The following is a 22254-nucleotide window of genomic DNA, read 5'->3' on the forward strand; positions in this document are numbered from 1 at the left end:
AGCGCGTCTCAACAGGAGATAACTGTTGAACGGAAAACACAGCAATAGGTGCTTGACTTCCAACGCCCCATAGAAGTTCTACTGTGTCATAAGTTGAATCGACCATCGATTGATGCGCAGCATGGGCAAAGCCCAAGGCTGCGCATCAGGTAGAAGCTAAGGTGATGACGGAGTGTTGTGATCGAATTCGCCACGTGTCGCTGCGCGCGCAGGGCTGCCACGGGGGATGTGATCCGCGGGAAGCGCAGGGACTTGGCGGTCGAAGAAGTTTCTTTACTGCCTTCTGACTTCTCGGCAGTGAGTCGTTCGGCCATCAGGAAGCCATAGGCTGCGATGCTCAGCGTCGCGTGATGGTGGAATCCGCGCCAGCCTCGCCCTTCGTAATGACCAAGGCCGAGCTCTTGCTTCAAGTCTTGGTAATCGCGCTCAATACGCCAACGCATTTTGGTCACGAATACCAGTTGCTCTATCAGGGCATCGGCTGGTGCTGTGGACAAGAAGTATTTGGTTGGCTCCGTTTCGCCCTCCAGCCACTCGACCAGCAATCACTCTTCGTCACGCAAGGTGCTGCGCCAATAGTCCCTATGCGCCGGACGAACCCGCACGGCCGCAAATCGCGATGAAAGGGCCATATTGGTGCCTTCCCGCCAAGCCACCACTTGGTAAGCCCTCGAGGGTAAAGTCATCGCCGGGGTCTTCACGGAAACCGGCTCATGGCCCGGTGCGCGACGCAGCAACTTCGGTGGCCTGCCCGGACCGCTCGCCGGTTCGGCCGGCAGTGGCGAGACGCCCGGCGGCCATACTGTCGTCGTGGAACGAATCCCGACCGCGTAAAGCAGACCCAACTCGGTCAGGGTTTCGCGAAAGCCGGTTTCATCGCCATACGCAGCGTCGGCCAGCACGACTCCGGCAGGCACGGCGGCTGCGATCGCCTCGCGCACTTGCGCCAAGGCAATCTCCGGCTTGGTGGCGAACGCGATATCGTCTGGCACGCCGGCCTTCTGGCGGCAAGTCGCATCGTCGGCCCATTCCTTGGGGAGATAAAGCTGATAAGCAATCGGAAGGCTGCCTTGCTCTGTAGCCAGTGACAGGCTGACTGCCACCTGGCAGTTGTCCTGTTTGCCAAGCTGGCCGCAATATTGGCGCGCCACACCCACTGAATGTTTGCCTTTCTTCGGAAAGCCCGTGTCGTCAATGATCCAATAACGACCGCTTTGAGCTTGCAGCAAAGGCTGCACCCATTCCCGGACGCGCCCCATCAATGCCGCATCCGACCAATCGGATTCAGAGACGAAGTGGTGCAGAGACTGATGCCGGGCACTGGCATGCAGTGGGTCAACCCGTGCCGCCATCGGTTCGACGCTCTTGCGCGACAGCGGCAGCATCAGCCCAGTGCAATAGCTCTCCAAGCCGCGCCGGCGATCGGCATGCCCCAATCCCTCTGCCAAGTAGTTCATATACTCCGCAAATCGGTCGCTTGTACTCATGCACTTCCACCTTGAATTAGAAGCACATATAATGCACTATTTTTTATGACATAGTAAGACTAGCGGCCGGAGGGAACTGATACTCATCACGGGTATGAGACGGTGAAAAATTTGGAGCACTACGATAGGACGCAGGGCGCTTATTCCTTAATCTTGGCGTCAGCAACAATCTTTCGATACGTTTCGGTCTCCTTCGCGATAAACGCGCCGAACGCCGGGCCATCCAAGGTATCAAGATCAACGCCAGATTCGGACAGCTTGCTTTTCACCTCTGGCGCCGAGAGCGCTTTGCTAAGCGCCATGGAGAGCTTGTCCGTCACCTCCTTTGAAGTGCCCTTCGGTGCAAACACTCCGAACCAAAGGCGCATGTTCACTGAGGCAAATGCTTTGTTCTCTGCCAGCGCAGGGATATTGGGTGCCGCAGGTGAGCGGTGGGACGAAGTCACGCCAATGGCTTGCAACTTACCGGAGTTAATGAATGGCAAAGCTGTGGACAGCACCAGCACACTCAGCTCGATCTGATTAGCCACTAGATCCGAAATGGCTGGTGCGCCCCCCTTATAGGGGATGTGCGTCATATCGATCTTGCTGGCCGCACGGATCAGTTCGCCCGATAGGTGAAGCGGCGTTCCAATGCCAGACGTGCCATAGCTCAGCGGCTTCTTCGTATTAGCCAGAGCCAGCAGGCCATCCATGCCCTTGATGCCCGAATGTGGGCCCGTTACGAGCACCATCGGCTGTGAGCCCACCATCCGAACAGGAACAAGATCGCGCTGACCGTCATATCTGACCGAAGGGTTCGTCAGCTTCGCGATCGAGATTTCGCTGTTGGACCCTAGCAGGAGGGTGTACCCGTCAGCCTTGGCATTGACGGTCTTTGTGGCACCGATGGTGCCACTGGCGCCTGCCACATTTTCCACTACAACAGATACACCCAACTCCTTCCCGAGCCTTTGACTAAGGACTCGGGCTACCAGGTCATTGCTACCACCTGCCGCATAAGGCACAACCATCGTAATCGGGCGATCTGGATAACCTGCACTAGCTACTGCGACTGGCGCTGGAACAAGTAGCAAAGCGCCAGTCGTCGTAGCGGCGGAAAACAGAGAACAAATGTGGCGCTTCATTGGTTTCACTCCATCGGTGATCGCTACGTCGCAATTGGAATAGCGAGGCGCTTCGGGGGCGTATGGCCCATATCAGGTGCCGTCACTATTTCTTGGAAGGGTATCAAATTTGATTCTAGTCTATTTTTTGATACTGCACGGATAGGGGAAACCCTTGCGCACGCATGTGCACAAGCTTGGGGTTACGTTTCTAGTTGCGCCCGTGCGTCGGCTTCGTAGGCACCCTCGGAGGGCCGAAAGGTACCCAGCTTCTGCACCAGCGCGCCCTGCACGGGGATCACGGCCATGCCCTCGATCACTCCGCAGGGCCTTTTGCTCGCCGGTTCGCCCATGAGCCGCCGCGCGAACTCGGCGAGCTGGCGGCGAATAGCCCGCAGCGACTGCGGGTTCCTGTTGGACTTTGGGTGCGTCACCGGGCTGCGTGCCGGCGAACTTGTGGGCGTGACGCTTGGCGGAATCGAGATCGGCGCGCGCGGCGAGCGCTGGGTGCATCTGTCGGCAAAGGAGCCAAGCCGGGCAAGGTCCGTCCCTGGCGCGCCACGCGCTCGATCAAAACCTGGTCCAAGGTGGCCTGCCGCTGACGCCCTCGCACTGGAAGCCGGATACGCCCGTGCCGCCAATCTTCACAGTGCGGTGGATATCACCACGCCGTCTGCGCGACGTTTTCTCGCCGCTTCCATGGTGAGTACTTCAGCAGTCTGTTAGCGGAGAGGTGGCGGGTCTTTCGCGAATTTGCGGCTACCCCCCATAAAGACGCCGTTCTTTATTACTTTTGGGCTTATGTGTCATTTCCGGCTTTATCCCGGCATGACGCCTTCAACATCGGCTACACCCAGGACCTGGGGTTCGGTGACCGCCAACACGGTACGCACGGCTGGAATGGCTTCTATTCCGTGCCATGGGGTTACTGGACCGCTATGCTGTCCGCCTACTCGAACACCTACTACCAGCACATTGCTGGCGTTAACCAGACCTTTGTCTCCAGCGGCAACGCGCAGACGGTAGATGCGAAACTGCACCGTGTGCTCAGCCGCAGCCAGAACGACGTATTCGGCGTGCAGTTCTGCCTGTCCCGGCGCTTTGGACAAAGTTTCATCGAGGATACCGAGATCGCGCAGCAGCGGCGCAACAATACGATCGTGGAGGTTGGCATCACGGATCGGCACTACTTCGGCCTCGCCCAGCTCGATGCGAGCCTGATGGTTCGTCACGGCGTGGGCGGTTTCGGAGCGCAGGCCGACACCCTTGCCGCAGAGGGCGGCCCGACCTGGCGGTATCGCATGGCAGTGCTCAATGCGAACCTGTCGGTACCGTTCAAGCTCGTCGGTCAGCCCCTGCGCTATGTCACGACCTTGCACGGCCAGTTCACCAACGATCGGCTCTACTACATTGACGCCCTGACGATCGGCAGCCGCTATACCGTGCGTGGGTTCGACGGCGAGTCGCTGTTGGCCGGCGACAGGGGCCTGTTCTGGCGCAACGAATTGCAGGCCCCCCTCGGCGCCACTGGACAGTCGGTCTACGCTGGCATCGACTACGGGTGGGTCCATGGCCCCCTGACGCAAGGCCTGGTCGAGGGCTGGCCGGGATTCGCGAATATCTTAAGCTTCACATATTGGCGATTACCCACACCTGCAGATTAGGCGAACCAACGGCCAGGGAGCTGTCTGGAGCACGAATCCCTGGCCGTTGCGGTGCGCATAATCAGAGGGTTTCGAGGAACGCCATGACCTTGTCGGTTGCGTGAAAACGCGGCGTCCGCTGCCCGGCAGGCTGCAGGCGACCTAGCGCCTCTTCCTTGTGCGCAAGATTTGACTCCATGTAGATGTGAGTCGTGTCGATGCTTTCATGGCCCAGCCACAATGCGATGACACTGATGTCGACGCCAGCCTGCAACAGATGCGTCGCCGTCGCGTGCCTTATGACGTGAGGCGAGATGTGCTTTTTCGATAGGGCCGGACAGGTATGCACTGCGACGGCAATCGCCTTCTTCAGGATGCAATCGACGCCGTTGCGGGTCAGCTTCTCGCCGCGGTAGTTGGTGAACAACAGCGACGTTGGCATCGCACTCCGCTCGCGCATCCATTTCCTGATCGCATCAGCCGTCCTGGCCCAGAGTGGCACACATCGCTCCTTGCGACCTTTGCCGTGTAGATGCACGAAGCTGCTGCGACCGCCGAGCTCTACCTGGCTGCACACCATTGTTGTAATCTCTGAAACTCGTGCGCCGGTGTTATACATCGTCAGCAGCATCGCATGATCACGTCGTCCGCACGGCGTCGAGAGGTCAGGCGCGCCAAGAATCGCCTGAATCTCAGGCCGCGACAACGCGCAGATCAGACGACGATCGGTACGTTTGGTGGGGATCGCCAGGACGGACGTGGCCAAGCCGGCGAAATCGGGCCTGGATATGGCGACCCAGCGAAAGAACGAGCGAACGGCCGCCAATCTGGCATTGCGAGATCGCACCGTATTGTTGCGCTCCATTTCGAGTGCACGTCGGCTTCCTTGAGGTGTAATGCTTCGCTGATGCGTAGCCCAGAGCTGGCTAGCAGCCCCAGTACCGCGACGTAGGCGTCGGCGCGCAGGCCGCCTCGCGGTCGCGCAGTCGTTGCTGCATGCAGGATTGATTGCAGTTGTTCTGCGCTCAGGATGTATGGGGGATTGCGATGTGGGGATGGCAGCAGATAGCTGTCGGGAACTGAGGTTGCCGGATCGACAGCCTTTACGAAGCGCAGAAATCCACGCAGGGCACTGAGGATAGCGGACTGGGTTGGCGGCGCACGTTGAACCCGCGTGACCCATTCGAGTACATCATTAACCTTGATCGATTCGCCCGGGTGCTTGATGGCATAGTCTTGAACGAAACGTGCGAGCATTCCGCCATGGGTATGCCGATAACCCAGCAATTCGCGGTGTTCGACGTAGCGGCTCAGCAGATCTTGAAGTTCCTCACCGTTCATGATCTGTCTCCCGGCCACGGCATGGCGATGCGCGATAGCGAAGGCAAGTCGAGCTTCGCATAGGTGGCGGTGGACTGCAGGGACTTATGACCCAACACGTCGGCGATGTTCTTGAAGCTCGTGCCGCGTGTCAGCATGTTTGTTGCCGCGGCATGGCGTAAGAGATGTGCCGCACCGCGTGCGGGAGCGATATCTGCACGATTCAAGGCGCGCCGGACGATCTTGGAAATTGCGCTCGAGTCTGTGAATGGTTGCGCTGGCGTTACCGTTTGCAGGAAGATCCGATGGAGGACGCTCCCGTTTGATGTATGCGAGCAATGCGCGTCCGACGTCGCGGAAGAGCGGCAAGTCTCGGTCACGACGAGACTTGGCCCCTCGGATATGAATGATGCCGCCGGCCCAGTCCACGTCATCCAGACTGAGGTGCACGACTTCAGCGGCCCGCATTCCGGTCCTCGCGAGCAGCAGCATGATTGCCATGTTCCGCCGCGGCTGAAACGTGGGAGCGTCGGTCACGCATTTGATGAGCCGATCCACGTCGTCGCTCGACAGGCTCGCTGGAAGCGTCGCGTGACGCCATCGCCGGATTCGTGGCAGCGTTTCCTCGATACCGGGCGGCACCAGTCCCCTGACGGCGAGAAAACGCAGCATCGCGCGCAGCGCGACGATCGGTGAGTTCGATGGTCGGCGCCTCTTACTCGAAAGTTCGTGACGCAGATATGCGCGGAGATCCTCGATTGCCAGGTCTTGCCAATTCGGTGGACTGTCGCCACACCACCCGTCCAGGAAGCCTTGGACAAACCGGCTATACGTTCGGCGGGTGCCCTCCGCCAGGCCCTTGACGGCGCCCAGATACGCGTCAAACTCGCTGAGAAATTCGGCTGCGCGCGTAACTGACAGCACAAGCGTCGTGGAGCCCTCCTTGCCGCGCGCCAGTTCAGACTGAATCATGATCTTCTCCTTGCCGGCCACCATGGTCGTAGGAAAAGTTCAGGACATTATGCGAACCATTGCGACACAACTCATCTCGCGCGATCCCGCCTGAGCACGCCGGTGTCGCAGTCGTCTACATGGCGCTTCGCCTAATCTGCCGGTCTGGGTAATCGCGAATATCTTAAGCTTCACATATTCGCGAATCGCGGCCGACCCTCTGACCGCCAGCCCGCTCGATCACCCGCCGCCCACGCCTGGCGACGCCGCCCCAGAGGCTCAGCTCGCCGCCGACGTGGCCGCGCTGCGTGCGCAGTTCCCCGAGACCCGCGCGCTCTACCGCGAGGTCTGCGCCCTGTTGTTCTTCAGGTACGGCATCACGCCCACCGCCAACAAGCTCTACGGCCTGGTGCGCAAGGGCAGCATGGGCACGCCCACCGAGGTGCTGGCGCAGTTCTGGCAAGACCTGCGTGGCAAGATGCGCGTGACCATCGACCACCCCGGGCTCCCGGAGGCGCTCAAGCAAATCGCGGCCGACGCCGTGCAGTCGATCTGGCAGGCCGAGCAGGCGGCGGCGGACCTGCGCGCTGAGCTGGCGGCGGTGCAGGCGCGGGCGCAGGACGCCGCCGTGGCCGGTGCCGAGGAACGGGCGCGGCAGCAGGCCGAGCGCGATACGCTCAAGCGGCAACTGGCGGCGGCGCAGCAGGAACTGGCAGAGGGGCAGGTGGCGCACGAGCGCCTGCGGACCGAGCTGGGGGTGGCGCTGCGGCGGGCCGAGCGCGCACAAGCCGAAGCCACCGCGTCGCGCCGCTTGGCAACGACCAGGCGCCAAGCGCCAGCGACCAAGACCAAATTGAAGTTCAAGGCGGGGCCGGCCTGAGGAGGGGAAGGGGAGGGGGCGAGGATTTGTCCACCGCGCGATCTGTGGATTTCATTAAAATTCAAGCAGAGAGGCCACCTTGTCCTCCCGCCCGTGCGGATTTCCAAAGCAGCAATCCCCGGAACAACCTCAATGTTCCAGAACGACGGCGCGACGCTGGATCCTGCGCCTTCTCAAATCTATTCATCATGTCGATCGAAATCGAGCGCGCGGAAGCGATCACCTGGATCCGCATCCAGATGGCCCAGCATGGGCTGAGCCTGTCCGATCTGGGGTCATCGTACTTTCCGTGCATTTTCTGGCGGTTCGTGACGGAAAGTTTTGATCTATCAAGGACTTACAATTACACCGATCACGCGAGACTCATTGTGGCGAAAAGCCTTGCTACAGGTGCCTGCGAACCCTGCTACCGTCATTTTTTGTATGAAAAGGACGATTACCCCAAGATGGGCATGGCTTTCTGAGGGGCCCGTCGCCGGGTCAACTCAAGTAGGGATCGGCTCCGCCGCGGAGCCGGTCCACCGGCTGACGGTTGCTCCCGCATTGTGGCAGCTGCGCCCTCTCAGACGAGGCAACGGTATCCGTTTGTTTTTTCGCCTCCGACCGATCCATGTGGTGTATGCGGCATCTATGTGTATCACGCAGCATATGCGATCTTCGTCGTTCCTTGCAGTCGGTGCATTCCAAGAGCACGATTGCCTATTTCGGACCTTCGGAAGGCGTCGCATAAGGCCTTTTTTGCTTGCTTGAGGTATGGCCTCCATCTACTGAGTAGATGTCACTGTTATGCAATGGGATGTCATGCTAATATTTGAGCAAACCAAATCCTCCTGCCGCTTCGGTGCGAGCCAACAGCCAGTAGGAGGTCCGGTTCCGGGAGGAATCGGAAAGGCTTAGCAGCTAGCGGGGTGTCCAGTCTCAAAAGCTAAGCGCCGCCTCGGCACGGGTCGAGGTCCCACCTGGAGTGGGATACCCAAGAGAAGCCCCGCGACCTCTTCCTAAACGCCCCCTCATCGCAGGGGGCGTTTGCTTTTGGCGGGCCGGTGCATCAGCGCTTGTTCTTCCCCTTCTTTTTCGAGTTGCTGCCTGGATCGGGGCGCCAGTAGTCTCGCCCCTCCTAGTAGCACTGCAGAATCTTCTTCAAACTATACGGCTTCCCGAGTTCAGGCTTGTCGTAGTAGAGCAGATCTTCTGGGAATGCTGTTTCGACGCGAATCTTCATTAGCTTCGGTTCATTGGGGACGTCGTGCTTTCGGATGCGCAAGAAGATATAATAGTTCACCTCTCTTTTTATACTGTCAGCAAGCTCCTCGACCAGTTCGATTTGGACGAAATTGTGGTGGTGCGTAGCTCGCACCGTCGCGTCACCACTGAACAAGCTGGCCATCACGTGAGGCAGATTCTTCGAAAGGTGATATCGACGCCAATCAAAGATCCGTGCCTTCGCGCCGTCCATCACCACAAAGCCGGTCGGTACCGCCTCGCCGACGAGCGGCCCCCGCGAGTAGCAGTGGTTGGTATAGGCCAGCTCCACGGTCATTTTCTTGACCTGGTTGCCCCGCAATGGCACGTCGACGGAATATGTGCCGCCAGCTAGGTGGGAAAGGTCGACAAAGGTGCCGGAAATTACGAGCGCCATAACGCAGAGCATTCAAAGAGGCTGACATTATGCCCTGAGTACGCCCCACGTCCCCCGTCCAAGTTCCTCGTCCCGCGGTCACGACCAGGCGCACGGGGGACCCCGCGGTGGCGCGCTCTCGCGAATGGACATTGGTCGTTTGCCAGCATCCCTGGGGAGAGCGACCGCCATCGTTGCGGGAACAAGTCGAAAACGGGTCGCGGCCTCGTAGCCGCAACCGCCGCTGTCACCTTATTCAGAGGATACCTGCAGCGCGATGCCCGGGATGGCGACTTCCCTCATTCCCGGGAACTCGAAAGCAAGATCTGGCGCCTGGCCACCGAGTTGCAGACGAGCCTAGTGGGCCCTTCGGTCCTACTCGCCCCATAGTCTAGCGTGTCGCGGGCGAGAAATTCGCCACGCCAGTCGCGACGTAGGTCAACCTCAGCGAGCGAGATGCGGCCGAGGCGGCGCGGACCGAGCTGGCCAAGGCGCGGTTGCGCCTGGAGCCTATGCCGCGACTGGAGGCGGATCTGGAACGGGTGCGCGCCGAGCAGGAGCGCGACGGACGGCCGGCAAGCGGCTGGGCGAGGAGCTAGATGCCGAGAGCCAGGCGCAGGGCCAATCGCGGCAGGAACTGGCCGACTAGGGCCGGCGCTGGGCCGACGTCACGAGAAAGACGCTGCGTCGGCCGCTCAACGCGCTACCGGCGGACGGCAAGTCGAGCATCAATATGCGGCGCTAGGGCCGTGCGGCCGATGCCGCATAGTGGAAACTGCTCCCGCTGTCGGTCACCTGACCAATGTACTGATCCGGGCAGACGAAGCCGCAGATCTTGTCCGTCTCCCATTCCAGGTCAGACAGCAATGGCACGACGGCGTTCCTGAAGCCAGTCTCGGGGTTCGTTGCATCCCAAGCGATTTCCCTGCTGCTCCTCATCTGGGTTCTATCCCTGCGCGTAGGTTCTCGATAGTGGCGCAGGGACAAATTAATCGTGCGCTGACGTATCCAACTCCTTGGTCGCCCATTCTACGTCTTCGGCTTTGGCGGACACCCGATAGCTGCCATTCTGAACAAAACGTCCTTTTGGGACTGGGAAACGCGGCGACCAGTGGTCAACCCCTTCCCGATTGTTCTCGGATGCCGCAACCAGGGTCACGTGGTCATTGTCGAAAAAGACCTTGAGAAAGGTCCCGATCGAATATGGTGTTTCCCGCTCGAACAGCCTTTTCCCTCGTTCGATCCGAGGTACCACGTGACCACGTCGAAGGCCCTGAGCACTCCCCGTCTGACGCATGTGCCTCACCGCCTCCAAGGAGATCTCGGACACGTGCCATTGTTTGATCTCGAGCGCCAACTCTTCCAGCGCGCGACGCTTGAAGTGCGTCTTGAACGGAATGTCAAACAGCTTGAGATAGGCTTGGTACAGATCGTTCTTTGTTGCGGCCATGGCCGTACGTTTCTCCACGCTTGAGGGGTCCATTGCACGTGACAAGCCGGCCTGTAGACATTAGGCAAACGCGGCACCGGCTTGGACAGGAATCCCGTGTGCACGCATAAATTTCCTCATCTCCTCCCATGTCGCGCAGAGATCAAGAAGCGCTGGGGCCAGGCGCATTCATTTAGCCGAGGGCTTCCAAGAGTCTCGGACTCGTCCAATACGCCGAGTGCATCCATCCCTTGCTTTCGATGATCTCCGACGCCGGCGTATCGATTCGCACGTCTTCCGGGATACTGCCGTCGGCCAGACGAAAAACAGAACCTGCGGAGAACGCCAACACGTCCAGCGGATGCCATAAGTTGGCCCACGCGCCAATGCTCGGCGGCAATCCGACCGGCTGGCCCGGTTCATAGCGCGAGATGCCTTCGCGCGGTGCCAGGACGTGAAAGAACGCGGGCTGGCTACCGAAGGTGATCCAACGCTTGATATGGATTCTACGGCGGGCATCGCCGACCAAGACATCGCTGCCCAGCGCTGCGTCAAAGGCGACTAGTCCCCCAAGGCTATGGGCGAGCACAGTGATCGGCTTGTCTACTGTGCCAAATCCTGGAGCTTGCTGATCAAGGGCCGCGAAAAGCCTGGTATGGATCTCGCCGCGCCGCTGGTGATAGGCAACGACATCACCAAAGGTCAATGCAATTGGCTCGGCCAAGGAACCCCGAATCCATTGATTGGCGCTGCCTGCCAGGTTAGCTGCGACCTTCCCGATCAAGTCATCAATCTTCCCTATGACGCCTTTGATAGCCGTCTTGCTGTCGTCGAGCCAGCCTCGCGTGGCGATCTCCCCCGGTGCAATACCAAAGGTATCACCTGGCGCTTCTGCACTGAGGAAATCTGCGAGGAGCTTGCCTACTGCTTGCTGCAATTCGGGGTCCTGCAGCGTCTTGAGGTACTTGGTTGAGGGAAGCACTTCCGACAAAGACTGATACAAGTCGTCGGCACCGCCGCGAGTCAATTCGCCGCCTACGGGGACGACGGTGCCTGTTGACTGCAAGACGGCGTGATAGATCGCTTCGACTACCCCATCCTGGGCGGCACGTGTGAGCTCGACGCCCATCAAGGTTTGACGCTGCGCTTGCAGCAAGCTGAAGAATGCCTCGCCCTCTGACTCCTGCTCTCCTCGGGTCGTCTCCTCCTTCGGAAAGAGCGTTGGCAAAGTCTCCCGCAAACCGTTGCTGATACCGCCCAAGTCTCCCCAGAAGACCTCGATTAGTTGATACCGGTCACCGAGCTTGGCCTGCAACTGTGCGACGCTCTTGGCGAACTGCGCAGCATCGTGGTTGGCCACGCCGTGGACAACAAGAACGGGCTCACTCATGGTTTCTTCCCTCCGTCTACGATCGTGGCAATTGTCGCGACTGTGTTTCCAAACAATGTGTATCCCAAGCGAGTCGGATCACCCGCCTTGCTAACCTGGCGGCGAGCTTCTTGGAAGGCCTCGCCCAAGGTCTTACCATTCTTCAGCTCGGCGTAGAAGCCGCTGGCGAAGTCTCGCGCGGGGCCAGCACGTACCTGCCACAAGCTTCCCACGAAAGCACCTGCACCCGCAGCTAGGAAGCGACCAGCCCAGCCCGTGGATCCGACCCATAGCGGGGACGTGGCGCCTGAGTTGCACGCATTCATAAAGACAAGCGGTGCGGCGTTTTCGAAGCGGTTCGCGAATTGCGGACCGAGCATCCCTTGCTGAAAAGGCTGATCAAGTTTTACCCACGCGGACGCTGGCAGATCGCCGGCAACAATGTTGTGCGCGGCAAAATGTAGTAGGCCAAACGAGGGACTCTGAATTTCGTCCAACAGTGCGTCAAGGGTGCCAATCCGCTTTCCGGCCCCGAGCATGGCTTCGATTTGCTCGATCTCGGTCAACGCCGCCGGCGGAGCAGAGGCGGGCAATACATAGCAGTTTTCCCCTGCGCTAATTTTTGTCCGGGGCGCCAACGCGCCAAAGGCCCAACGCGACACGAGGATCTCGTCACTGAGAAAGGTCGGCGGACGGCCAGGCGATACCGGGAACAACAACTCCCAAGGAATAGGATCGTCTGCACCAATGATCACCAGCGAATCCAGGTGTGGCAGATTCCGCAGCAGAAGATCCTTGATCGACTTCGGCAGGAGTCGATCCCACAAGTCGGCTCCCGTGCTCTGCAACAGGATCTCCACCGCCCTCACGGGCCAAGCTGTCCCCTTCGCGATCTGATCCAGCTTGCGCTGCAAGCCCAATGCAATCTCATCCACCGCTTGGCCAAGTGGCACAGTCACTGGACGCTGCACACCGATTTCGCCTGGACCGCGCAACCGAAACGATAACAACCGCTGACTGGCATCGACATCGACCTCCAGGGTGGCGCTACGCTCCGTCGATGGAGGCAGCTGCAACGCTGCACTTTCCTCGACCCGATGCGAACCACTGACAGCGGCGGTCACTGGCAGAGTGAACTGGAGCTGACCGAGGAAGTCTGACGGCAGCGCGAATGCTCGCAAGGTGATCGTGGCAGGCCCGTCGGCCTTAGATTCCAGCTCGAATCGGACTGGATCCGAATCCTGGGCCGGATAAATGGTCAAACGGCCCGTAGAATCGGACAGGACCGTCAGGCCACCTGCTACGTGCAAATCGATCGCCACTTGCCTGCCCTCGACGGGCACGAGAAAAGGGCGTAGGTCGACACCCATCCCCTCAGCAGGCCGGCCACACAGCAACTGCGCGCCGATGGCAAAGCGCTCCCCCGGCTTGACGGATTCAGGGGCCTCGGCGCGCAGATAGCGGGACTCGGGAGGAGTTTCCCGATCGCCTATGAGGTCTATAAACGCATCAGGTGGTGCCGCATTGATCTTCCACCAGCTTCCGGGCTCGAGTATGTCACGCGCCGGCCGATCTGGATCCTCGGATCGGAGTGCATCGTCATCGGATATCTCTGTCTCTTCGGTATCCTCTACGAATTCGTCGGGGATGACGGTCTCGACATCTCTCTGTCCCCACGCGCGCCTGGGGAGTCGTTGATCGGACTTTGGTGCTGGATCATCCGGTTGCCCGGACTCGCCGCCAGCGCCCGGCGTTGCCGGGCCGCTGGTCATGGCTTGGTGGATTGAGTGGCCGTTTGATGGCTGAGTTCGCTCAGAAACGGCATATTCAGCTCGGTAAATCGCTCAGCTTTCTCATCGACTGACGCGATGGCCCTACCTCGCCGCGCTTCCTTGACCGCCCATTGCAACAACGAAAGCGCATTGTTAAAAAGATCCTTTCGCGTCGAAAACCCGGCCTCTTTCGCTAGCCGGTCCAGCTGCTCTACACGCTCCGCGGACAAATCAAGCTGTACCCGCGTCGTTCCGCGCGCCGCCCTGTTGGCATCCTTGACTACTCGTGACATTGCCGTACTCCAAACAAGAACAACCTCATTTTATGAGTAAAAAATGAGGAATTCAATGTCAGCTTGCAGCAAGCTCAGGTGGCGAGCACCGAAAATCGCTTTCTCACCCGACGTGAGCAGTTATAGTAACTTTCATAACGCAACAAACCGCGACCGGTCTGTCCGGCCCAGCCTCCGACCAATACCACCTCGCGCTTGAGCATATACACGCGCAGAGTAGCCGCGAAACCGGCCATTCTTGTTCCCACTTTCTGGCAACTGAATATCGCGTTGCCCGGCGAGTCACGGACAACTGCGGTAGAACTCCGCTTGCTCGTCGAGCTGACCACAGGCGACGAGATCAGCTGGTCGGCATCACCGGTACCAAGCGGCTTTCCGTTTGCGTCGACAATCTGCTAGCTGCCGTGCATATTTCATCATGCTTCGCGGGAAATCACGGCACCTGCTGTGCCGAGTGGGATTGCGCACGACGGTGTTCGTCGCCCCGGCCCCGCTTCTCCCCTCTGATATGCGCTACTGGATTTGCATTCGTCCCATAGGTGCGGAGGAGACTAAGGGAGAACGCAAGGTTCAGAGAATGAAGATGTGAGAACCGGAGATGCCAACGGCACCACAGCGATTGCCTCGATATGCAAAACGCCCTTGGGCTCGGCCTGTCTGGTAAATATCAGACGGTCTACTGCCAAAGGCGGGCCAATCGATCCGAGTGAGCGGCGCATCTCGTCTTTCGGCAGTTGTACCTTTCCGTGTATGGAGATGCCTGCCGCCCTCCTTTCGTAGGGACTGGCTTCATGGACGAAGCCGTCAGAATAACTGTCGGACCTATGAGAATTGAGTTCGGTGACTATGTTCTCGTCGGGTGCGAGATCCACTTGTTAACCGAGAGAAGAGTCCATTTCAACAAACAAGTAGCGGGGGGCGGACATGACACGTATCCAGAGCATAGAACGGATCGATGGCATCGCACTGGTGCTGGTGCTGGTGCTTGCGGGAAGCTCCACGGCTTGGGCCGCAAAGTGCGACCTTAAGAAGGGCATCAGCGCGCAAGAGGGACGTGCCAGACTTTGCAGGTTCGACGCACAGAAGAAATCGCTCGAGGGAACACCAGCGCAGCAAGCGAGCTACCTGACGCGCGAGGTGAAGCGGGTGGGCAACATCGGTGCCGAAACGATCACACCGTTTCTCAAGGAAGTTGCCGGCAAGCCCACGCCCTCCGTCCAGGCGGTGCAAGCACTGACGGAGTTTGGTTTTCGAGTCGTGGCAATTGTAACCACGACAATAGCACAAGGCTCAACCCCTATTACGGTCTCGATAGGCGCGGGGTGATGAGAGAAAGGATAACGGCATAAGAAGAATCGGTCGCTTACCAGGGAGAGAAACATGATTCGGATGGGCGTACTTATAAGCTTGTTGGCGTTTGCACTCCAGAGTAATGCGGGTCAGATCGAGACCCATATATTTACCCAGAAGGACTGCCCTGCAACGTCGCCGTCTCCTCCGCCGCCTCCACGAGGGGCGTTGGCTCCATTCTTGGTTCCGCTAGTATCTGCGGCCGTGTCGCCATTGGTACAGGCTGTTCTCGACAAAGTCACGGGTTCCGTCAAGGAAGCCGCAAAAGAGAAGGACTTCGATGTCGAACCGCCGACGCCCTTGCAGACGCAGTTCTATGAAATCGGCGCACCGGGCGACATAGTCCTAAACGAAGACATTCACTGCCTGATCGTGGTAAGGGGCAAACTCACTGGCACGCCAACAGCGAAGACGTCTACGGGAGATGATCCTGTGTTGCAGCGGATTATGGCCAAATTCAGATACAACCCTGACCCGAGCGACCTAAATGCTCAACTAAGCCTCGAGTCGCCTCCTGAGCTTTATTTTGAAGCATCCATAATTCTTGGGGATGATAGAAAAAACTTTGCATTTCAGCCGCGAGCCATCTATGTCGGAAAATTTGTTTCCAAAAATGGGTTTTTCGGGCCCTCGACACGAAACTACAAAATTGCATTGACGTTCACAGACTGGTCAACGAACTTACCATTCGCCAGCACGGAATTCGAGTTCTTGGGAATCTCCGAGGGCGCCGGAAAAATGACCTGCGTAGACGTGAAGATCGGTAGAACTTGCAATGGCGAGGCGCTAGGGGGATTGCACGGCTGGTTCGCGACCCGGCCCGCTACTGATGGCACGCTGGCGGAAGCAAAGAAGCGGGCAAACACTGCGCTTCTACTAAGGCAGGCTGTTGACCTCCCGTCCCCTAAAAATCCCGATGCAGTGAGTCCAAAAAAAATAAACGAAGCAGCCGAAACGTATTGCAATGAGCTTTTCCTGTCTAACAAGTCAAAGCCTGATGCGCAAAAGGTTTTCGATGATGCATGCCCAGTAAGGCTCGTTCAGGCTAAGCAAAGGTATGAGAACGCCAAGACCGAATACCAGAAAGCCAGTGACAAGGCTCAAGGTGACGCACTATGGATTAAATACTGTGCGGCAAAAACATATGTGAAAGATGCCCGCGGTGCAATGAAATGCCTCGAGGAGAACATATACCCTACCGGAACCCGTTCCGGCGACTTCTTTATATCAAGCGCGATTAAGGAGCTGCGTCCCGCGAACAAGGTGGCGGAGTTCTTCGCGCCGACTGTCGATGCGGTCGCGCCGAAACTCAAGGAAGAGTTGGTGGCTCAAATTGACCCATCAGCGCGAGAAGCAAGAGATAAGGCGAAAGCCGAAGCTGCTAAGAGTTCTGCCATGGCTTCCCGGAAGGCAATCGTCACTGCGGGCGAGAAATTAGTTGATGCGGAAGCGGCGTTTGCTAAGTACACAGTAAAATTGAACGAACTGGCGAGTGATGCAAACAATCCGACTAAGCTAGCAGAAAAGGACACGGCATACAGCGAGTTCCTCAAGACCGCATCGGAAGCGAATGAGGCGGCAATTGCAGTAGGGAATTCTGTTCCTTTCCCGCAAATCTATTCTCGGGCTTAAAAAATGAACCATATCGCGCTGGTGTCGCTCTCGCCGAGAGTCAATTTCGAACAACTTGCCAAGGTCGCTGGGGCTGTGCAGCGACAGGTTCTCGAGCATGCTGTGCAGGCTGGATGGTCCATTGCGGCTTCCGTTACTGCGTATCCGAACCCGACAGACGTGCCATCCGTCTATCACCGGGTAACGATCGTTACAAATCACCCCAATGGCCAGATGGGCGTTCATCTTACCCAGGATAGCAAGAATCAGCCATGCGCCTTCGTCAGTGACGACGGTGAATGGAGCATCACAGTAAGCCACGAAGTGCTGGAAATGCTCGTTGATCCCAGCTTCAACACCCTCGTTGGTGGCACGTTTCGTGGTGAGCCGGTGCAGTTTCTGAAGGAAATCTGCGATCCTGTCCAAGGCGCGCACTACCCACTGAATGAGGTTCTGGTGTCAGATTTTGTGTTTCCGGAATACTATGACGCCTCGGCTCCCGCGGGGAGGCAGTACTCCTTCTGTAAAAGCGTTCTGGGCCCGCTTAAGGTGGCGGAGCGAGGTGCGCTAGTTTGGGTAGACCACGATAGCGAATTCTGGTCGTACGTCAACAACGGACCGGGTAGCCGAGAGCAACGCATTGGGAAATTTAGCGGCGGCATTGGCGCCATGACCCTGCGAAGCTGGGTCGACAGTGCGATCAGGCGGAAGGGATGTGCACCCGAAGGTAAAGACGCAAAGAAGCTTGCGGATTTGTGCCATCGGCAACGGTGCGCCAATCACGCTGCAGGTCAGCGCTGGCTACAGGACTTCCAAGAACTGTTCCCAGATCTGGTTCCGGACGAGCTTGTCGCTGCGGCTGATGCGGCTCGACCGCGTCGTAAAAAGCGAAAATAGTCCTGGCTTATGCCGCGAAGCGAAGAGTTTATTCAACCCGCTGCAATTTCGATCGGATCAGATATCTGATGTCCCGCTTTCTCAGGCAGCGCCTATATTTAACCCTGAGGAGATGCTCATTACCGCTACCTATGACATCTCTGTACACGACGACGCCGTCCTTTCCTTGGGCGACGTACGCCCAGATGGTTGATTTCGTTCCCATTAGGGGAGTTGAGGAGGGGCAAAGAATGACCGGCGTAGTCCAGACAGAAACAACGATAGCGACAACACAGCTCGTCCTGATCACAAGGCGCTTGTTTTTTGCTTTACTGATGCTTCTCACCTTTTGTCTCTTACTCGCTGGATGGGTAACCTTCCACGGATTTTCAGGTGAGAAGAGCGTTCTGGATGGTGCTCTAACGGGCTCAACAGTGCCGTTCTTTGTCTTCGCTTTTGGCGCCATTGGCGGCTTTGTAAGCCTTCAGCGACGATTGAAATCCCTAACGCTGAGCGACTTAGATCTGCTTGTCAAATCAAACATTTATATTTGGCTTGCGCCGGTTGTTGGTGGGGTCCTTGCTTTACTTCTGTTTATTCTATTTTTGTCCGGCTTGCTTGAAAGTGCTCTGTTTCCAAAGTTTGCGCCGGACGATTCTCCAGCCAAAGGGATACTTTCACTCGCAATGCAACATGCGTCTGGAGGACACTCTGACTATGCCAAGCTTTTGTTTTGGTCGTTTCTGGCCGGATTTTCGGAAAATTTTGTCACCGATATAATTGGACGGTTCGAGGGTGGCGCTGTGAGCGCTGTTCCCACGCAGGGCACTCATGGGATTGGTGCGCCCGCGCCGCTCCCGGCTCCATCTCCATCTCCATCTCCATCTCCGGCTCTGACTCGACCGGACGTTCATGGGGGGTGACAGGAGAATGGCACGCTAACCCACGCAAACGGCTGTCAGGAATGAGAGTGAAATTTGCGGGTCCGCCGCGTGAGAGCGTGCTCGGCGACCGGGGAGGGCTTTTTGCCGAAGTCATCAAGGCGCGTTGCGTCGGGCGCGGTCATCGCGACTAGTGAGTTGAGCACTGTTCGGTCCTCGTCGTCAACGGAGGACGTCCGGCTAACGATCGGCGGACTGCAGGCGAACGGCATAGCTGCCCTCCACGCCATGATTGGGGACTTTTCGTGAAAGCCGGCCCCAATACGCTTTCGCATTGTTCTCGACCTAAGCCAGACGCGGCTCAATGCAGCATCTTGAGCGCGTCAAACAGTGTGGGGATGCCATTGCGTTTGCAGTCGTGCGTCACCAATGGCGCACGACGGTGCTGGCGCTCACGCCAAACTCGGCGGCCAGCTTGCGCGTACTCCAGTGTGTGGCCGCCTCTGGCTTTGCCTGAGTCAGTTCCACCAAACGGGCCGTCTCCACCGTCAACGGCGGCGCACCGCGCGGCACGTCGGGTTCGATGCCGGCCAGCCCCGATTGCACATACCGCTCACGGTGCGGCTGCATATCTTTCCCCCCAAATAGTCGAGCCTCCTCGAAATCCGGGGCGGCTCTATCCGGGGTAATCGTCCTTTTCCTGCAGATTGATACGGTTATAGTCAGCCCCGAGGGTGTGGGTTGCAGACCATTCGCCTGACCTTATTGTGGCCATCCGAGCACTTGTCGTACAGTTTTGTTCGGAACGACACCCCGAAAAGTGTAGATGTCGGCATTTGCGTATCGCTACGTTGGCAGGGAAGACCCGCTTGGCAGAATTTGACCTGCGGCAATTTTTTCAGCTCACTAGTGCTGACATCGCGGCAATACGGGAGCGGTTTCGGCCAGAAAGATGCGCCGCGGTCGGCCTACAGCTCGTTTGCCTCCGGGCCTTCGGTCGGCCGTTGGACCGGTTTTCTGCCGTTCCGCGCAATCTCCTTCAGTACGTGTGCGAAGCTTTCTCCGCGCCGTTGCTGTCGATCGCCAGCCTGAAGACGCTGTACCAACGACGCCCGACGTTGTACGAGCATCAGGAATGGGTCAAGGAGCACCTTGGCATCAAGCCGTTCGATGTCACCAGCCAGGCCGCTTTGCTGGAAATGCTCCGCGTGCAAGCCGCCGCAGCGGCACACGTGGATGAACTTATCACCACCACCCAGCGATGGCTCTACGATCGCTGCCGCCTCATTCCCGGCCAACGCCAGATCACCGACATGGCACGGCATGCATTTTCCGCCTACGAGGCGCAAATGCTCGCAGCGGTCAACCGCGCAGTGCCGGCGGCCACGCTGCAGCACTGCATGGAATCCGTCCGCAGTCCACGGGCAGGGCCAACGAGGTGGTGGCTGAATTTCAAGGAAAGATCCCATTAGCCACGCACTGGGGTACCGGAAAGAAGGCATCGGCCGACATGATGTCACTGGCCGTTTCACGACATCTGTGGATCGCTCGTGTTGATCCACGTCGACGCACCTACGCGGCCGGCATCTACACCCACGTGCTCGAAAGTGGGGCATCGTCTATGACCAACCGATCGTCTTGAACGAGCGTCAGGCAGGGGTTGCGATCGAGGGCGTGGAGCAGCACAACCGCAGCGAGGACCGTATCCGCCTGTCGTTACTGGCAGTGGAAACGCACGGTTACACGAACGCCGCGATGGCCATGGCCAAGGGCCTGAGTTTCGATCTATGCCCGCGGCTGCGCGATCTGGCAGAGCGCAAGCTGTACCTGCCTGCAGAGTTCAAAGTGCCGGAAAGTATTGAGCGTGTCACCACGAAGCGCTTGTCCTTGAGAGCCATACGCCGGGGTTGGGACGATTTCCTACGGGTGCTGGCATCGATCCGTATCGGCCGCATTAGCGCTGAGCTCGCCATGCAACGGTTGGGCAGCGCCGCCCGGACAAACAAGGCGCACAAAGCTGCCGAGCATCTCGGCCGGCTGTTGCGTAGCATCTTCCTGTGCGACTACGTGACCATTGAAGACTTCCGCCGCGAAATCCACACGTTGCTCAGCCGAGGGGAGTCGGTGCACCAGTTGCAGCGCGCGATCCATGCTGGCCGGGTACCACACGAACGCGGCTGGCGAGGCGATGAGATGACGGCGATCTCGGGGGCGCATGCGCTTCTGACCAACATCGTTCTGGCGTGGAATACCCACCGCATGAACGATGTCGTCGAGCGACTGCGCAAGGGGGGCACGGACATCGAGGACGCCTGGCTGCGCCGCATGGGGCCGGGGCATTCCGGGCACATCAACTTCCCGGGGGATCCTCAGCTTCGGTGTCGAGCCTCACATTGACGCGCTGATCCAAGGCAATGGCGCAACAATCCGACGGGCTATGGCATAACTGCGACATCAAACGCCGCAGAGCAAAATCTGCCACAGATTGGCACACCGCAGTGGCTCGAGGCCGAAATACGGCAGTGCCTTCGCAGCGGCAGCTACGACAGCAGGTTCGCAGGCCGGCCAGGCATACTTTGGCGAGACAGCGCCTGCTAACTGCGTACCAATCCGCAAAGGATGGACGGTGCAGCGCGAAACGAAGAACCACTAAGTCATTGTTCTAGAACGTCTTTTTAGGCCTGACCGTATCAATCTGCTGCAAAAGGACGATTACCCCTGGATAGCAACGCGCGCCCTCAGCGCACGCCGAGAGGATCCCACCGAACGTGAGGATGGTAGTGTCCTATCAGGCACTCCGGTGGCAGTGGGATTCGGATGCAAAACCCTGCCCCGCGCCCGTCGTCCCGCGCAAATTCCTTCCCATCCAGCAGTTCCTGAAATACGCATTCCAAGGCTTCGCCCGCGAACTCAAGCATTGAGTCTTCACTGATGTAGTCGAGCGGCACATCGCAAACGAAGACTGTCGGCGTCCCCCTCTCCTTGAGCACGCGTCGATAATCCCGGGGGCCGCTCAGATGCGCCGCGATCGCAACCAGATACTCACTGCCGTAGAGCATGTAGTGGCCACAGTATTCGATCAAACTATCCTCATTGGCCTCGAAATAGACGCGCCCCGCACGTAGATCCGAGCCAACCGCATCAATGGCCCTCTGAAGATCAGCCTCAGTCAACTCTGGGAAGGCACCGCTAAGGAATACACTTTTGGCCTGCGCGTGGAATCGCTCGGGTGCCAGCGGCTCCAGACCTTCCCGATAGAACGGATCAAGATCCGAGGTTTTTGTGCCGTGCACCGCTCGGATGGCGCGATAACGCCCCCGTAGCCGCTGCGCAAGCTGGGTCTTGGAATCGACGTCTATATCAAGGACGTCGGCGATGATCTCATCCAACCAACTGAGATCATCACCGACAACATACTCGGGTGGCCGTGCTAAGAAGGCGGTCTGGACTTTCACATTGGCGAAGTCCTGAATCAGCTTCCAAATGTCCGCGCGCCATGTCTCATAGTCGCGGTGATTCCACACGTCATCAGGCGCTGGGCTGCGCAGGTGATACGCGGCATCGATTCGCTTGTTCGGATAGCCGATTAGTTCGCTTTTCATAAAACCCTCCCTTTCTTACTCTGGTTCGGCGAACACGCGCCCTCTCGCCCACGCCCTCGAGTATAC

18 protein-coding genes and 4 pseudogenes are annotated in these 22254 nt (G+C 58.5%); 8 read left to right on the plus strand and 14 right to left on the minus strand.

The genetic code is table 11. The features are described 5' to 3' along the window. Window positions 1–156 precede the first annotated feature (156 nt). Both AC07XB_RS29100 and AC07XB_RS29105 read right to left on the minus strand, forming a co-directional pair. Window positions 157–1487 (minus strand): annotated as a pseudogene (locus AC07XB_RS29100) (IS701 family transposase). Between the two features lie 140 nt (window positions 1488–1627). Beyond that, a complete protein-coding gene (locus AC07XB_RS29105) occupies window positions 1628–2614 on the minus strand; it encodes a Bug family tripartite tricarboxylate transporter substrate binding protein (RefSeq protein ID WP_492832106.1) in 987 nt (328 codons plus the stop codon). A gap of 797 nt (window positions 2615–3411) precedes the next feature. On the opposite strand from AC07XB_RS29105, the pseudogene AC07XB_RS29110 reads away from it, so the two are divergent. Further along, window positions 3412–4185, plus strand: a pseudogene (locus AC07XB_RS29110) (ShlB/FhaC/HecB family hemolysin secretion/activation protein); the annotation flags it as partial. Window positions 4186–4318: 133 nt separating this feature from the next. On the opposite strand, the gene AC07XB_RS29115 reads toward AC07XB_RS29110, so the two are convergent. From AC07XB_RS29115 to AC07XB_RS29130, 4 genes and pseudogenes are all read right to left on the minus strand, one after another. Beyond that, a complete protein-coding gene (locus AC07XB_RS29115) occupies window positions 4319–5002 on the minus strand; it encodes a tyrosine-type recombinase/integrase (protein WP_492832104.1) in 684 nt (227 codons plus the stop codon). Further along, window positions 4951–5577 (minus strand): site-specific integrase, encoded by a 627-nt coding sequence (locus AC07XB_RS29120; RefSeq protein ID WP_492832102.1) that lies wholly within the window; start codon window positions 5575–5577, stop codon window positions 4951–4953. Before AC07XB_RS29120 ends, AC07XB_RS29115 begins: the two co-directional genes overlap by 52 nt. Further along, window positions 5574–5990: a tyrosine-type recombinase/integrase gene (locus AC07XB_RS29125; protein WP_492832108.1), complete on the minus strand. Its 417-nt coding sequence runs from the start codon at window positions 5988–5990 to the stop codon at window positions 5574–5576. Before AC07XB_RS29125 ends, AC07XB_RS29120 begins: the two co-directional genes overlap by 4 nt. Next, a pseudogene (locus tag AC07XB_RS29130) lies at window positions 5884–6552 on the minus strand (tyrosine-type recombinase/integrase); the annotation flags it as partial. The gene AC07XB_RS29125 and the pseudogene AC07XB_RS29130, both read right to left, overlap by 107 nt. A 250-nt stretch (window positions 6553–6802) precedes the next feature. On the opposite strand from AC07XB_RS29130, the gene AC07XB_RS29135 reads away from it, so the two are divergent. After that, window positions 6803–7387, plus strand: a complete 585-nt coding sequence (locus tag AC07XB_RS29135) for a DNA-binding protein (protein WP_492832100.1) — start codon at window positions 6803–6805, stop codon at window positions 7385–7387. A gap of 188 nt (window positions 7388–7575) precedes the next feature. After that, complete coding sequence (locus AC07XB_RS29140) at window positions 7576–7851, plus strand: hypothetical protein (RefSeq protein ID WP_492832098.1); 276 nt, start codon at window positions 7576–7578, stop codon at window positions 7849–7851. A 653-nt stretch (window positions 7852–8504) separates the two neighbouring features. On the opposite strand, the gene AC07XB_RS29145 is transcribed toward AC07XB_RS29140, so the two are convergent. The 6 genes from AC07XB_RS29145 to AC07XB_RS29170 all read right to left on the minus strand — a co-directional run bounded on the left by AC07XB_RS29145 (window position 8505) and on the right by AC07XB_RS29170 (window position 13868). Beyond that, the gene (locus AC07XB_RS29145; RefSeq protein WP_492832096.1) at window positions 8505–9026 is read right to left on the minus strand and encodes a YjaZ family protein; all 522 of its coding nucleotides are present in this window, start codon (window positions 9024–9026) and stop codon (window positions 8505–8507) included. A gap of 720 nt (window positions 9027–9746) precedes the next feature. Further along, window positions 9747–9878 carry a hypothetical protein gene (locus AC07XB_RS29150; RefSeq protein ID WP_492832094.1) on the minus strand — a complete coding sequence of 44 codons (132 nt, stop codon included), beginning with the start codon at window positions 9876–9878 and terminating at the stop codon, window positions 9747–9749. 115 nt (window positions 9879–9993) lie between these two features. After that, window positions 9994–10455, minus strand: a complete 462-nt coding sequence (locus tag AC07XB_RS29155; protein ID WP_492832092.1) for a hypothetical protein — start codon at window positions 10453–10455, stop codon at window positions 9994–9996. Between the two features lie 172 nt (window positions 10456–10627). Continuing rightward, a complete protein-coding gene (locus AC07XB_RS29160; protein ID WP_492832090.1) occupies window positions 10628–11824 on the minus strand; it encodes a hypothetical protein in 1197 nt (398 codons plus the stop codon). Further along, window positions 11821–13575 (minus strand): CHAT domain-containing protein, encoded by a 1755-nt coding sequence (locus AC07XB_RS29165; protein ID WP_492832088.1) that lies wholly within the window; start codon window positions 13573–13575, stop codon window positions 11821–11823. Before AC07XB_RS29165 ends, AC07XB_RS29160 begins: the two co-directional genes overlap by 4 nt. Next, window positions 13572–13868 carry a hypothetical protein gene (locus AC07XB_RS29170; protein WP_492832086.1) on the minus strand — a complete coding sequence of 99 codons (297 nt, stop codon included), beginning with the start codon at window positions 13866–13868 and terminating at the stop codon, window positions 13572–13574. The genes AC07XB_RS29165 and AC07XB_RS29170 overlap by 4 nt, the downstream gene beginning before the upstream one ends. A 924-nt stretch (window positions 13869–14792) precedes the next feature. Between AC07XB_RS29170 and AC07XB_RS29175 the strand changes: the two genes are divergently transcribed. The 4 genes from AC07XB_RS29175 to AC07XB_RS29190 all read left to right on the plus strand — a co-directional run bounded on the left by AC07XB_RS29175 (window position 14793) and on the right by AC07XB_RS29190 (window position 18628). Further along, window positions 14793–15194, plus strand: coding sequence for a hypothetical protein (locus AC07XB_RS29175; protein WP_492832084.1), 402 nt, complete (start codon window positions 14793–14795; stop codon window positions 15192–15194). Between the two features lie 54 nt (window positions 15195–15248). Then, entirely contained in the window at window positions 15249–16850 is a 1602-nt protein-coding gene (locus AC07XB_RS29180) for a hypothetical protein (RefSeq protein ID WP_492832082.1), read from the plus strand. A 3-nt stretch (window positions 16851–16853) separates the two neighbouring features. Then, window positions 16854–17726, plus strand: coding sequence for a hypothetical protein (locus tag AC07XB_RS29185; RefSeq protein ID WP_492832080.1), 873 nt, complete (start codon window positions 16854–16856; stop codon window positions 17724–17726). A gap of 230 nt (window positions 17727–17956) precedes the next feature. Then, window positions 17957–18628, plus strand: a complete 672-nt coding sequence (locus AC07XB_RS29190) for a hypothetical protein (RefSeq protein WP_492832078.1) — start codon at window positions 17957–17959, stop codon at window positions 18626–18628. Window positions 18629–19009: 381 nt separating this feature from the next. On the opposite strand, the gene AC07XB_RS29195 is transcribed toward AC07XB_RS29190, so the two are convergent. Continuing rightward, on the minus strand, window positions 19010–19216 hold the full coding sequence (locus AC07XB_RS29195; RefSeq protein WP_492832076.1) for a helix-turn-helix domain-containing protein: 207 nt from the start codon (window positions 19214–19216) through the stop codon (window positions 19010–19012). Window positions 19217–19512: 296 nt separating this feature from the next. On the opposite strand from AC07XB_RS29195, the pseudogene AC07XB_RS29200 reads away from it, so the two are divergent. Next, window positions 19513–21032, plus strand: a pseudogene (locus AC07XB_RS29200) (Tn3 family transposase); the annotation flags it as partial. 292 nt (window positions 21033–21324) lie between these two features. On the opposite strand, the gene AC07XB_RS29205 reads toward AC07XB_RS29200, so the two are convergent. Beyond that, window positions 21325–22188 (minus strand): hypothetical protein, encoded by an 864-nt coding sequence (locus tag AC07XB_RS29205; protein ID WP_492832074.1) that lies wholly within the window; start codon window positions 22186–22188, stop codon window positions 21325–21327. Window positions 22189–22254 lie beyond the last annotated feature (66 nt).

The organism is Cupriavidus sp. GW821-FHT02F09 (assembly GCF_059421605.1).